The following is an 11,987-nucleotide window of genomic DNA, read 5'->3' on the forward strand; positions in this document are numbered from 1 at the left end:
TCCCGTCCGACGCAGAGCCGCGGCTTTGCTAAGGCCCGGCCAGGGATCCACGCCGACCAGCCACCAGCGCTGGAGCAAGAACAGGCCGGCCGGGCGCAATCCCGGCCGGTCTTTTCATGCCCGCAGCATGCCCGCCAGCCAGTCGTTCACCGTCGCATCCAGCACGAGATGCACGCGGTCGCTCGCCCCGTCGTTGCGCACCGCATGGCTGTCCGCCAGCCGCAGATACCAGGCCTCGCCCGGCGCCATCTCGACCCGCCGGTCGTTGAGCAGGAAGGTCACGTCGGGATTGGTCGTCACCGGCACATGGATCCGCGCCACCCCGCTTTCGGCCTGCAGGTCGTCGTCGCGATGGGCGTGGATCACCGATCCGGGCGTCAGCCGCATCAGCCGTGCGGTGCGCAACGGGCACCGGAACGCCGCCAATACCTGGCGGAGGTACGGCGCACGGGCGAGTTGCGGCGTATCGACCCACGCGGTCGCGGCGGGATCGCTGTAGATCAGGCGGATCGGATGCGTTTCGCCGGCACAGGCGCGCAACGGGATCACGCTCCAGTCGCCGGCGAAATTCTGCGGCACGAAATGCGGCGTCCAGTCGCCGCCCTGCAGCGTCTGCAGGTCCCGCACCAGCGACGCGGGATCGAACGCGAACGGCAGCTTTACGCGGTCCGGAAGGGCGCGCTGCTGCACGATCGCGATCCTAGCCGCGCCGGACGGCGGGGTCAGCCATCCTGCATCGCCGCCAGCAATCGCTTCACTTCCTGGCTGCGGCCGCGCGGCAGGATCAGCACGTCGTTGCCGCTCGCCACCACGATCAGGTCCTCGACGCCAAGCATCGCGATGCGCACGCCGTCGCTGCGCACCAGGCAATTGACCGTGTCGATCGCCACCACGTCGCCCTTATGCGCATTGCCGTCCGCGTCCGCGCCGAGCGTGTAGAGCGCGTCCCAGCTGCCGAGATCGCTCCAGCCCATGCTGACCGGCACCACTGCGACGCGATCGGCCTTTTCCATCACCGCATAGTCGATCGAATCCGATGGCGAGGCGGCGAAGGCGTCGGCATCCGGAAACACGCGGCGGCCGTCGTAGCGCGCGCCATCCATCGCCTTGCGGCACGCGGCCAGCATGTCGGGCGCGAAAGCCGCCAGTGCGTCGAGATAGGCGTCGGCGCGGAACAAGAAGATGCCGCCGTTCCAGGCATGATCGCCCGACGCCAGCATGGCTTTCGCCTTGTCGAGCGGTGGCTTTTCGACGAAGCGGGCGACGCGGTTGACACCCGGGGCGATTTCCTCACCGACTTGGATATAGCCATAGCCGGTTTCGGGCCCGTCCGGCGCGATACCGAACGTCACCAGCCAGCCGTCGGCGACCAGCGGCAAGGCGGCGTGGATCGCGGCATGGAAGGCGGCTACGTCGCCGATCACGTGATCCGACGGCATCACCAGCAGCGCTTTGGCGCCGCCGCCGGCGGCGATCGCCGCGAGCGCGATCGCCGGCGCGGTGTTGCGCCCGGCCGGCTCGAGGATGATCGCCGCCGCGCTCGCCTCGACCGCGCCCAGCTGCGTATCGATCATGTCGGCGTGCGCCGCGTTGGCGACGACGATGGGCGCGGCGAAATGCTCGCCCACCGCACGCGTCGCGGTCAACTGCAGCATCGTCTCCTCGGCGGTCAGCGCCAGCATCTGCTTGGGCCGCTCGGGCCGCGACATCGGCCACAACCGCGTGCCCGATCCACCGGAAAGAATGACGGGAACGATCGGTCGGGAAAGCGGCATATACAAACTCCTATGGCACCCCCTGTAGGCGGGAGCGCGCCGTTACGAAACTGCCCGTGGTCAAACGCGATCCCAAGCGTTTAATGTTTGTTCGTCAATTTCTGCGACAGCCGGTTGCGCGTGTCGGAAAAGTTTACACCGGCACGCCCGGGACCGTGTCGATGATCAGGCTGTTCAAGCATTATGTGCCACATGCCGTGCTGCTGCTCGGCCTGTTCGATGTCGTCCTGCTGATCGCCGCGGCGGAGTTCGGCTGGGTCTATCGCGCGCATCAGATCGACATGCAGGTCGAGCCGATGCACACGCGCATTCCGCAGCTGGCGTCGTTCGCGCTCGCGCTCGAACTGGCGATGGTCGCGGTCGGCGTCTATGGCGCCAATTCGCTGCAATCGGTGCGCTATGCCACCGCGCGTATCCTGGTCGCGGTGTCGCTGGGCGTGATCTTCCTCAGCGTCGTGTATTTCCTGTTCCCGGCGATCACGTTCTGGCGCTCCAACCTGCTCTATTCGATGGGCACGGCCGCCGTTCTGCTGCTGGCGCTGCGGTTGCTGCTCGGCAAGATGCTTGGCGGCCAGGCGTTCAAGCGCCGCGTCGTCGTGCTCGGTGCGGGGGCGCGTGCCGCGCGGCTGAAGGCGCTGGCGCAGACGCCGGGCGCGGGGTTCGTGGTGGTCGGCTATGTTTCGATGAGCGAGCCGGCGCGCGTCCTGCCCGAGGCGATCGCGCGCGACGCGATCTACAATCTGGCCGACCACGTCGTATTGCTCAACGCCAGCGAAGTGGTGCTCGCGCTGGAGGAACGCCGCAACGCCTTGCCGCTCAAGGATCTGCTGCGCATCAAGACCACCGGCGTGCATGTGAACGAGATTTCCAGCTTCCTCGAACGCGAAACCGGCCGTGTCGATCTGCAGAGCGTCAATCCGAGCTGGCTGATCTTCTCCGACGGTTTCTCCAGCGGCCGCATGCTGTCGAGCGTGTTCAAGCGCCTGTTCGATATCGTCGTCAGCGCCGCCTTGCTTACCGTGACGTTGCCCGTGATCCTGCTCACCGCGATCGCCATCAAGCTGGAAAGTCGGGGGCCGGCTTTCTATCGTCAGCGCCGCGTCGGGCTGTACGGCGTCGGCTTCGATTGTATCAAGCTTCGCTCGATGCGCACCGATGCCGAGAGCGGCGGCCAGGCGATCTGGGCGGAAAAGAACGATCCGCGCATCACGCGCATCGGCCGCATCATCCGCAAATGCCGGATCGACGAACTGCCGCAGACGTGGAGCGTGCTGAAAGGCGAGATGAGTTTCGTCGGTCCCCGCCCGGAACGGCCGCAATTCGTCGAGGATCTCGAGCAGCAGCTCAATTATTACGCCGAACGGCATATGGTGAAGCCCGGCATCACCGGCTGGGCGCAGATCAACTATCCCTATGGCGCGTCGATCGAGGATAGCCGCCAGAAGCTCGAATATGATCTGTATTATGCCAAGAACTATTCGCCGTTTCTCGACCTGCTGATCCTGCTGCAGACGATCCGCGTCGTGCTGTGGCCGGAAGGGGCGCGGTGATCGCATGGCGCTGACCGTCACGCTCTGGGGCCATGCGCTTGCCGCCTTGCTGTTCTGCATGATCGCCTTGTCGCAGTTGCGCGACGCGAGCACCGCGCTGCCGCGCCTGACCTTCGTCGTCGCGCTGGTCGCCACGGCCTTATGGGCCCTGGCGGTGGCGGGGATCGATGCGCGCGATGTCACCGCGCGCGTTGCCGAGAGCATCCGCAATCTCGGCTGGCTCGCCTTCATGTATGCGCTGCTGCGCCGCGAACGGGTCGTGCCCTATGCCGGCGTGATCGCGGCGGTCTATGCCGTGGTCGTGCTGATCCTGCTCGCCGGGATCGGCGTGATCGTGCTCGGCGCGTTGCGGCCGGAAGACGCGCCGGTATTCGTCAACGCGCGAATCGTGCTGCGCATGATGGTTGCCGTCAGCGCGCTCGTCCTTGTTCAGCATCTCTATACCGCGGTAGCGCCCGTAGCGCGGGGCGGCATTCGCCTGCTCGTCATCGCGCTCGCCGCGATGTGGGGGATGGATCTGATCGTCTATGCGATCAGCTATGCCAGCCAGGGATGGGTGATCCATCTGATCGCGGTACGCGGCATTGCCATGGCGCTGCTCGCGCCGCTTTTTGCGGTGGCGGTGTTGCGCAACGGCGATTGGACCTTGCGCCTGTCGCGCTCGGTGGCCTGGCAGTCGCTGTCGCTCGCCGCGGTGGTGATGTACCTGCTGACGATGGTGCTGGCGACCAGCGCAATCGCCGGGATCGGCGAACATGCCCGCATCGCGCAGACCGCCGTCGTGTTTGGATCGACGGCAGCGATCTTCACGCTTGTTTCCTCCCCCTGGCTCAAGGCCTGGACCAAGGTGAAGCTCGCCAAGCACCTGTTCAGCCATCGTTACGATTATCGCGGGGAGTGGATCCGCTTCACCGACACGCTGGGCAAGGCCGAGGGCGCGGTCGCGCTCGACGAACGCGTCGTCAAGGCTGTGGCCGATCTAACTGATTCGCCGGGCGGGCTGCTGCTGGTACCGGAAGGCGCATCGCTGGCGATCGGCGCGGCGTGGAACTGGGATCGCGCAGGCCTGCCGCTCGATGCGGCGGACGAAGCGCAGCTTCACCAGCTTGGCGCGAGCGGCCGGATCGTCGAGCTCGATGCGCTTCGTACGGCAAGCGAGCCCGGTGCCGGCATTGGCGTGCCGCGCTGGATGCTCGACGATCCCACCGCTTGGGCGATCGTCCCGCTGATCCATCTCGATCGGCTGCAGGGGGCGATCCTGCTGGCCCGGCCGCCGGTCGATCGTGCGCTCGACTGGGAGGATTTCGATCTGCTGCGCATCGTCGGCCGCCAGGCGGCGAGCTACCTTGCCGAGGCACACGCGCAGGAAGCGCTCGCCGAAAGCGCCCGTTTCGACGAATTCAACCGCCGCTTCGCCTTCATCCTGCACGATATCAAGAATCTGGTCAGTCAGCTGACGCTCACGGCACGCAACGCCGAGCGGCACGCCGACAATCCCGATTATCGCGCCGACATGATCGCCACGCTGCAGGAGTCGGCGGGGCGGATGAACGCTCTGCTCGCGCGCCTGTCGCAGCATCACAGCGGCCGCGCCGAGGAGATGCGCGCCACCGACCTGCTGCCGCTCGCCGCGGGCGTTGCGCGGCGCGTGACGCATCCGGTGCTGGTGCGCGGCGCCGCGCCGCCCGCATTGGTCGATCCCGCTCGGCTCGAACAACTGCTCGTCCATCTGCTGCAGAACGCCATCGACGCCAGCCCCCAAGACGCGCCGGTCACCTTGCTGCTGTCCGATCAGGCCGGGCGCCCGAGCATCGCGGTCATCGATACCGGCAGTGGCATGTCGCCCGCCTTCGTCCGCGATCGGCTGTTCAAGCCGTTCGTCTCGTCCAAGCCGGGCGGCTTCGGAATCGGCGCGTTCGAGGCCCGTCAGCTCGCCGAGGCAATGGGCGGCGCGGTGTCGGTCACCAGCCGCGAGGGCGAGGGCAGCACCTTCCGCGTCGATCTCGCGCCGGCCCGCCCGCATCAACTGGAACAGGCCGCATGACCGCCAAACCCAAATTGCTCATCGTCGAGGACGATCTCGGCCTGCAACGCCAGTTGCGCTGGGCGTATGAGGGCTATGACGTCGTTGTTGCGTCCGACCGTGCGACCGCACTCGCGGCCATCCGTGCCGAAGAGCCCGCTGTCGTCACGCTCGATCTCGGCCTTCCGCCGGATCCGGACGGCACCAGCGAGGGTTTCGCCACGCTGCACGAAATCTTGCGGCTGAAGCCCGATACCAAGGTGATCGTCGCGTCTGGACACGGGGCGCGAGATAGCGCGCTCAAAGCGATCGCCGATGGCGCCTGGGATTTCTACGCCAAGCCCATCGATATCGATCAGCTCGGCCTGATCGTCGCGCGCGCGTTCCATGTCCATGCGCTGGAGGCGGAGAACCGCCGCCTGTCCGCCGCGCAGGCCGGGCCGGCGCTGGGCGGCATGATCACCGCCGCGCCGGAGATGCTCAAGGTGACGCGCACGATCGAGCGCGTCGCACATGCCGACGTCTCGGTGATGCTGCTCGGCGCGAGCGGCACGGGCAAGGAGTTGCTTGCCCGCGGGGTGCACGATTCGAGCCCTCGTGCGAAAGGCGCGTTCGTCGCGATCAATTGCGCCGCGATCCCCGAAACCTTGCTCGAAAGCGAGTTGTTCGGCCATGAAAAGGGCGCGTTCACCGGTGCGGTCAAGACCACAGAAGGCAAGATCGAGCAGGCGCATGGCGGCACGCTGTTTCTCGATGAAGTCGGCGACATCCCGCTGCCGCTGCAGGTCAAGCTGCTCCGGTTCCTGCAGGAGCGGACGATCGAGCGGATCGGCGGGCGCAAGGCGATTGCGGTCGATACGCGTATCGTCTGCGCGACGCATCAGGACGTCGATGCGATGGTCGTGGCCGGCACGTTTCGCGAGGATCTTTATTACCGTCTGGCCGAGATCGTCGTGCGCATTCCTTCGCTGGCCGAGCGCTCCGGCGACGCCGGGCTGCTCGCGCAACACTTCCTCAAAAAATACGCCAAGACGATGCAGTCGGCGGTCACCGGCCTGTCGCCCGATGCCCGCGCCGCGATCGATGCTTGGGCTTGGCCTGGTAACGTCCGCGAGCTCGAAAATCGCATGAAGCGCGCAGTAATCATGGCGGAGGGCAAATTGGTCACCGCGGCCGATCTCGATCTTGCCGAGGGGGAGGAGATCCCGCTCAACCTGCGCGCGATCCGCGAGACGGCGGATCGCAAGGCGATCCGCCACGCTCTTGCCCGCGCCGATGGTAACATTTCCAATACTGCTAAGCTGTTAGGGGTAAGCCGACCGACGCTGTACGACCTTTTGAAGAGCTATGATCTCCATGCGTAAGCCTTTCCTCATCGGTGCCGCGAGCATTGCTATCGGCATGGCGATCGCGCTGGCATCGTTGAGCGGAACGCCGGCGCGTGCCGATGCCAATGGTGCCAAGCTGTCGCTCGCCAAAAGCCTCGCTGCGTTCGAGATCGGCAACATCAGCGCCGCGCGCAACAATGCCCTGGACGCGGTAAAGGCTGACAACGGCTGGGGGCTGGCACACGCGGTGCTCGCGCGGACCTATCTCGCGCTTGGCGATGGTGTGCCTGCCGAGGCGGAGCTCGATCGTGCCCGGGCCGCCGGCTTCGATGTGGCGCGCGCGCATCAGCTCTATGCCCACGCCTTCCTGTTGCAGGGCGATACCAAGCGCGCGCTGAGCGAAGCCGCCAAGGCGCCGCCGAAATTTGCCGGCTATGCGGTGCGCGTCGGCGCGCGCGCGCTGGCGGCGGACGGCGATCTGCCCGCCGCGCAAAAGGCGCTCGCCGCGGTGCTCGCCGCCTCACCCGACAATAGCTTCGCCTGGTCCGATCTCGGCCGCGTGCGCTACCAGACCGGCGACATCGCCGGGGCGATCCAGGCCGCGGTCAAGGCGATCGCGCTGGATCCCGCCAATCTCGAGGCGCTCACGCTGCGCGGTGAACTGGTGCGGGGGCAATATGGCCTGATTGCCGCATTGCCGTGGTTCGAGGCGGCGTTGAAGAAGGATTATTACTATCATCCGGCGCTGATCGAATATGCCGCCACGCTTGGCGATGTCGGGCGGTATGCGGACATGCTGGGGGCCACGCGCCGCGCGCTCGCCACGCGGCCGGACAGCGCACAGGCGTTATATCTACAGGCGGTGCTCGCCGCCCGCGCCGGCCAATATGATCTGTCGCGCACGTTGATGCAGCGGACCAACGGCGCGCTTGACAGTCTGCCCGGCGCGCTGCTGCTGGGGGGCACGCTCGATTATCAGGCCGGCGGTTACGAACAGGCGATCGCCAAGTGGCGTGAGCTGGTCGGGCGCCAGCCGATGAACATCACCGCCCGGCGCTTGCTCGGCGCGGCGTTGCTGCGGTCGGGCGATGCACCGGGTGCGCTCGACATGCTGCGGCCGATCGCGCTGCGCGGCGATGCCGACAGCTATACGCTGACCCTGGTCGCGCGCGCCTTCGAACGCACCAACCAGCGTGACTGGGCCGGCAAGTTCCTGGATCGCGCGGCCTTCCCTGCGCGGGACAAATCGGCGCCGTTCGGGATCGACGACAGCGCTGCGGTGCTGGGCAATCTCGCCAATGAGGATCCCGCGGATCCCACGCGCCGCGTGGGATATCTGCGCGGGCTGGTCGACGCCGGGAATACCGGCGAGGCGCTCGTGGCGGCGCAGGCGCTGGTCCGGTTGGCGCCAGGGGCGCCGGCCGCCTATCTTGCGCTCGGCGACACGTTCGCGGCGACGGCGCGTTATGCCGAGGCGGCCGAGGCCTATCGCCGCGCCGCCGATATCCGCTTCGACGAGCCGACGATGCTGCGCGCGGTCGATGCGCTCGATCGCTCCGGCCAGCGCCCGGCGGCAGCCAATGTCCTCGCGCTGTTCCTGTCGCAGAACCCGCAAAGCATCGCTGCGCAGCGGCTTGCCGCGCACTGGCAAATCGCCGCGGGCGAATTTGATGCGGCGATCGAAACGCTGGAGGGGTTGCGTGGTCGCGTTGGAAATCGCGATGCCGCGTTGCTCACCGAACTCGCCTTTGCCTATCTTGGCGATAACGATGCGGCAACAGGACTGGCTTACGCCAAGGCGGCCTATCGCATTGCCCCGCTCAACCCCGCGACGACCGACGCCTATGGCTGGGCATTGTATCAAACCGGCGCCAATGGGCAGGCGGCGCAATTGCTTGAGAAAGCCGTGAGCATCGCACCCGAGCATGCCATGCTGCGCTGGCATCTGGGGCAAATCTATACCGATCTCGGCCGCGCGTCGGACGCCAGGACGCAGATCGCGGCGGCGCTCGGCGATCCCACGTTCGAGGATCGCGACGCGGCGGCAGCGGTGCTGAAGACGCTGGGGTGAATTTCCCTATTGCCGTCATCCCGGACTTGGTCCGGGATCCAACATGCCCCACGCGCGATCGCCGACGAGGCGCGTTGGATGCCGGACCAAGTCCGGCATGACGGATAGCGAGGGCAGCGCTATAGGCGCCGCATGACCGACCCCCTTGCCCGGATCGCCGCCGCCCTCGAACGCCTGGCCCCCGGGGGGCCCGTCTCCGCCGATGTGCGGGCGCACCCGGCTTATATCTGGCGCGGCGCGGCGCTGACGCCGGCACGCGCCTTCGCTGCGCTGCCGCTGGAACAACTTCACGGCATTGAGGCGCAGAAGGCGGCGCTGGTCGCCAATCTCGACCGCCTGGCCCATGGCCATGCCGCGCATGACGTGTTGTTGTGGGGCGCCCGCGGCACGGGTAAATCGGCGCTGGTCAAGGCGGCGGTCGCGCACCTCCAAGCGGCGGGCGGCGACATCGCGCTGATCGAGATCGCCACACATGATCTGGAAACCTTGCCTCGGCTATTTGCCGAGATCGCGATGGTGCCGCGCGCCTTTGCGCTGTTCATCGACGATCTCGGGTTTGACGCCGCCGCCGACGGCCGCGCGCTTCGCTCGATGCTGGAGGGGGGCGCCGAGGCCCGCCCTGCCAATGCCCGCCTGCTCGTCACGTCCAACCGCCGTCACTTGATTCCCCGCGATATCGCGGAACAGGACAGCGCCATAAACCCGCGCGACGCGATCGACGATCAACTGGCCTTGGCCGATCGCTTCGGCCTCAGCCTCGGTTTCCACGTGATGGACCAGAGCGGCTATCTCGCGATCGTCGAAGGCTATACCCTAGCGCACCGGCTACCGTTCGATCCTGCCGATGCGATCGGCTGGGCGACGCGCCGCGGCAGTCGCTCGGGCCGCGTCGCCTGGCACTATATCGTCGATCTTGCGGGCCGGCACGGCAAGCCGCTGAACTAACGCTTAGCCGCCAACCTTCTCCGCCAACTCCAGCCAGCGCAGTTCGGCCGCTTCCTTCTCAGCGCGTGCCGCTGCAATTTCCTTGGTCAGCCGTTCGAACTTGGCAAAATCCTTCGAATACAGCGCGGGATCAGCGAGGATCTTTTCGTCACGCACGATGCCGGCTTCGATCTCTTCGATCCGCTTGGGCAGGATCTCGTAATCGCGCTGGTCCTTGAACGTCAGCTTCACCTTGGGGGCAGGCGGGGGCGGGGGCGCCGTCGCCTGGACCTTGCGGTTGCCGCCGCCGCGCTTGGGCGCCGCCGCCTTGCGCTTGCGCTCCCAATCCTCATAGCCGCCGGCCACGACATCCACCGTGCCCGAGCCGTCGAGCCCCAGCGTGATCGTCACTGTGCGATCGAGGAAGTCGCGATCGTGGCTGACGATCAGCACGGTGCCCTCATAATCGCCGATCACGTCCTGCAGCAGATCGAGCGTTTCGAGATCGAGATCGTTGGTCGGCTCGTCGAGCACCAGCAGGTTGCTGGGCTTGGCGAATTCGCGCGCGAGCAAAAGGCGCGAGCGCTCGCCACCCGACAGCGTGCCGACCTTGGCATCGAGGACGTTGGGATCGAACAGGAATTCCTTGAGATAGCCGACGACATGCTTGCGGCTGCCCTGCACGTCGATCCAGTCGCCACCATCGGCGAGCACGTCGCGCACGGTCTTTTCCGGCGCCATCTTGCTGCGCTGCTGATCGATGACGATGCGTTCCATCGTCTTGGCGAAGCGGATCTGCCCGGCGTCCGGCTCGAGTTCGCCGGTCAGCAGCTTGAGCAAGGTCGACTTGCCCGCGCCGTTCGCGCCGACGATGCCGATGCGATCTTTCCGCGTGATGCGCAGGCTCAGATCGGTGATGATCGGGCGTTCGCCGAAGCTCTTGGAGATATGCTTGGCGTCGATCACGACCTTGGTCTTGGCGTCGTCGGTGCCGATCGTCAGGTTGGCCGAACCCTGCGGCCCGATCATCGAGGCGCGCTCGGCGCGCATCTCGACCAGCTTGGTCAGCCGCCCCTGGTTGCGCTTGCGCCGCCCGGTGACGCCGCGCAGCAGCCAATGTTCCTCCAGCTTCAGTTTGGCGTCGAGCTTCTCGGCATTGCGCGCCTCGTCGGCATAGACCTGCTCGGTCCAGGCATCGAACCCGCCGAAGCCGATTTCTGCGCGCCGCACCGCGCCGCGATCCAGCCACAGCGTCTGCTTGGTCAGCCGGGTCAGGAAGGTGCGATCGTGGCTGATCACGACGAACGCGCCGTTGAAGCGGCTCAGCCATTGCTCGATCCACTCGATCGCGGCGATATCGAGATGGTTGGTCGGCTCGTCGAGCAGCAGCACGTCGGGTTCCATCGCCAGCGCGCGGACGATCGCCGCACGGCGCCGTTCGCCGCCGCTCGCCGAGGCCGCATCGCGCGAGAGATCGATGCCGAGCTGGTCGGCGATCGCATCCGCCTCATATTCCATCGGCGCGTCGTCGCCCGCCAGAACGTAGTCGAGCAGCGTCTTGTAGGCGCGCAGGTCCGGCTCCTGTTCGAGCAGGATGACCCGCGTGCCGGGCTGGATCGTGCGCCGGCCCTCGTCGGCCTCGATCGAGCCGGCGATCAGCTTCATCAGCGTGGTCTTGCCAGCGCCGTTGCGGCCGATCAGCGCGAGCCTGTCCCGCGGACCGACATGGATGTCGAGATTGCGGAACAGCCAGCCCGAGCCCTGGACGATACCGAGATTTTCGAACGCGAGAATTGGTGCGGGAGCGGCCATGAATGCGGTATTTCTTGCTGGCCGGTCGCGCTGCAGCGGCGCTGCACGAATCGGGCGATTCGGGCACGCACCACCTCCGATGAACGCGAGCGGCTTGGGGTTTGTGCTGCGCTACCGATGCAAGCCAAGCGGCGCAAGTTTCCCGCGCCTATTCACAGGCTGTTCAACGCCGCATGCCTATGCGACATCCCGATGAAGATGATTGCCCCCCTCGCTTTGTGCCTGATCGCAGCGCCCGTCGTCGCCGAGCCCGCAGTCCCCGCGCAGCGCCGCGGCGATCAGGCCGAGGCGTTCGAAGCGCGGCGCCAGGGAAAGCTCATGCCGCTGCGCGAAATCGAGCGCCGCATCGTGCCGCAACTGCGCGGCGCACAATATCTCGGTGTTGATTTCGATGCCTATAGCAGCATTTACACGCTGAAATTCCTGCGCGATGGGACCGTGATCTGGGTGCATGTCGATGGCCGATCGGGCCAGATCCTGCGTCAGACCGGCCAATAAGCGCCA

9 protein-coding genes are annotated in these 11,987 nt (G+C 66.6%); 6 read left to right on the plus strand and 3 right to left on the minus strand.

What is annotated here, in order from left to right; genetic code table 11:
- Positions 1–114 precede the first annotated feature (114 nt).
- Entirely contained in the window at positions 115–690 is a 576-nt protein-coding gene (locus NV401_RS06005; RefSeq protein ID WP_261293481.1) for an aspartyl/asparaginyl beta-hydroxylase domain-containing protein, read from the minus strand.
- Between the two features lie 32 nt (positions 691–722).
- A complete protein-coding gene (locus NV401_RS06010; RefSeq protein WP_261293482.1) occupies positions 723–1,775 on the minus strand; it encodes a mannose-1-phosphate guanylyltransferase/mannose-6-phosphate isomerase in 1,053 nt (350 codons plus the stop codon).
- Between the two features lie 161 nt (positions 1,776–1,936).
- Between NV401_RS06010 and NV401_RS06015 the strand changes: the two genes are divergently transcribed.
- The 5 genes from NV401_RS06015 to NV401_RS06035 all read left to right on the plus strand — a co-directional run bounded on the left by NV401_RS06015 (position 1,937) and on the right by NV401_RS06035 (position 9,692).
- On the plus strand, positions 1,937–3,325 hold the full coding sequence (locus NV401_RS06015) for a TIGR03013 family XrtA/PEP-CTERM system glycosyltransferase (RefSeq protein ID WP_261293483.1): 1,389 nt from the start codon (positions 1,937–1,939) through the stop codon (positions 3,323–3,325).
- Between the two features lie 4 nt (positions 3,326–3,329).
- Complete coding sequence (gene prsK / locus NV401_RS06020) at positions 3,330–5,369, plus strand: XrtA/PEP-CTERM system histidine kinase PrsK (RefSeq protein ID WP_261293484.1); 2,040 nt, start codon at positions 3,330–3,332, stop codon at positions 5,367–5,369.
- Positions 5,366–6,712: a PEP-CTERM-box response regulator transcription factor gene (gene prsR / locus NV401_RS06025; protein ID WP_261293485.1), complete on the plus strand. Its 1,347-nt coding sequence runs from the start codon at positions 5,366–5,368 to the stop codon at positions 6,710–6,712. The genes prsK and prsR overlap by 4 nt, the downstream gene beginning before the upstream one ends.
- Positions 6,705–8,747: a tetratricopeptide repeat protein gene (locus NV401_RS06030; protein WP_261293486.1), complete on the plus strand. Its 2,043-nt coding sequence runs from the start codon at positions 6,705–6,707 to the stop codon at positions 8,745–8,747. The genes prsR and NV401_RS06030 overlap by 8 nt, the downstream gene beginning before the upstream one ends.
- Before the next feature lie 132 nt (positions 8,748–8,879).
- Positions 8,880–9,692, plus strand: coding sequence for an ATP-binding protein (locus NV401_RS06035; protein ID WP_261293487.1), 813 nt, complete (start codon positions 8,880–8,882; stop codon positions 9,690–9,692).
- A gap of 3 nt (positions 9,693–9,695) precedes the next feature.
- Here NV401_RS06035 and NV401_RS06040 read toward each other — a convergent pair whose 3' ends face one another.
- On the minus strand, positions 9,696–11,483 hold the full coding sequence (locus NV401_RS06040; protein WP_261293488.1) for an ABC-F family ATP-binding cassette domain-containing protein: 1,788 nt from the start codon (positions 11,481–11,483) through the stop codon (positions 9,696–9,698).
- Between the two features lie 192 nt (positions 11,484–11,675).
- Here NV401_RS06040 and NV401_RS06045 point away from each other — a divergent pair, with 192 nt between their 5' ends.
- Positions 11,676–11,981 carry a hypothetical protein gene (locus NV401_RS06045; protein WP_261293489.1) on the plus strand — a complete coding sequence of 102 codons (306 nt, stop codon included), beginning with the start codon at positions 11,676–11,678 and terminating at the stop codon, positions 11,979–11,981.
- Positions 11,982–11,987 lie beyond the last annotated feature (6 nt).

It is taken from the genome of Sphingomonas hylomeconis (assembly GCF_025370105.1).
In the GTDB taxonomy this organism is placed as follows: Bacteria; Pseudomonadota; Alphaproteobacteria; order Sphingomonadales; family Sphingomonadaceae; genus Sphingomonas; species Sphingomonas hylomeconis.

Bases quoted from the DNA above. Each gene is read 5' to 3' on its own strand.
- NV401_RS06010 (WP_261293482.1), bottom strand. From the start codon at position 1,775: ATGCCGCTTTCCCGACCGATCGTTCCCGTCATTCTTTCCGGTGGATCG.
- NV401_RS06015 (WP_261293483.1), top strand. From the start codon at position 1,937: ATGATCAGGCTGTTCAAGCATTATGTGCCACATGCCGTGCTGCTGCTC.
- prsK (WP_261293484.1), top strand. From the start codon at position 3,330: ATGGCGCTGACCGTCACGCTCTGGGGCCATGCGCTTGCCGCCTTGCTG.
- prsR (WP_261293485.1), top strand. From the start codon at position 5,366: ATGACCGCCAAACCCAAATTGCTCATCGTCGAGGACGATCTCGGCCTG.
- NV401_RS06030 (WP_261293486.1), top strand. From the start codon at position 6,705: ATGCGTAAGCCTTTCCTCATCGGTGCCGCGAGCATTGCTATCGGCATG.
- NV401_RS06035 (WP_261293487.1), top strand. From the start codon at position 8,880: ATGACCGACCCCCTTGCCCGGATCGCCGCCGCCCTCGAACGCCTGGCC.
- NV401_RS06040 (WP_261293488.1), bottom strand. From the start codon at position 11,483: ATGGCCGCTCCCGCACCAATTCTCGCGTTCGAAAATCTCGGTATCGTC.
- NV401_RS06045 (WP_261293489.1), top strand. From the start codon at position 11,676: ATGAAGATGATTGCCCCCCTCGCTTTGTGCCTGATCGCAGCGCCCGTC.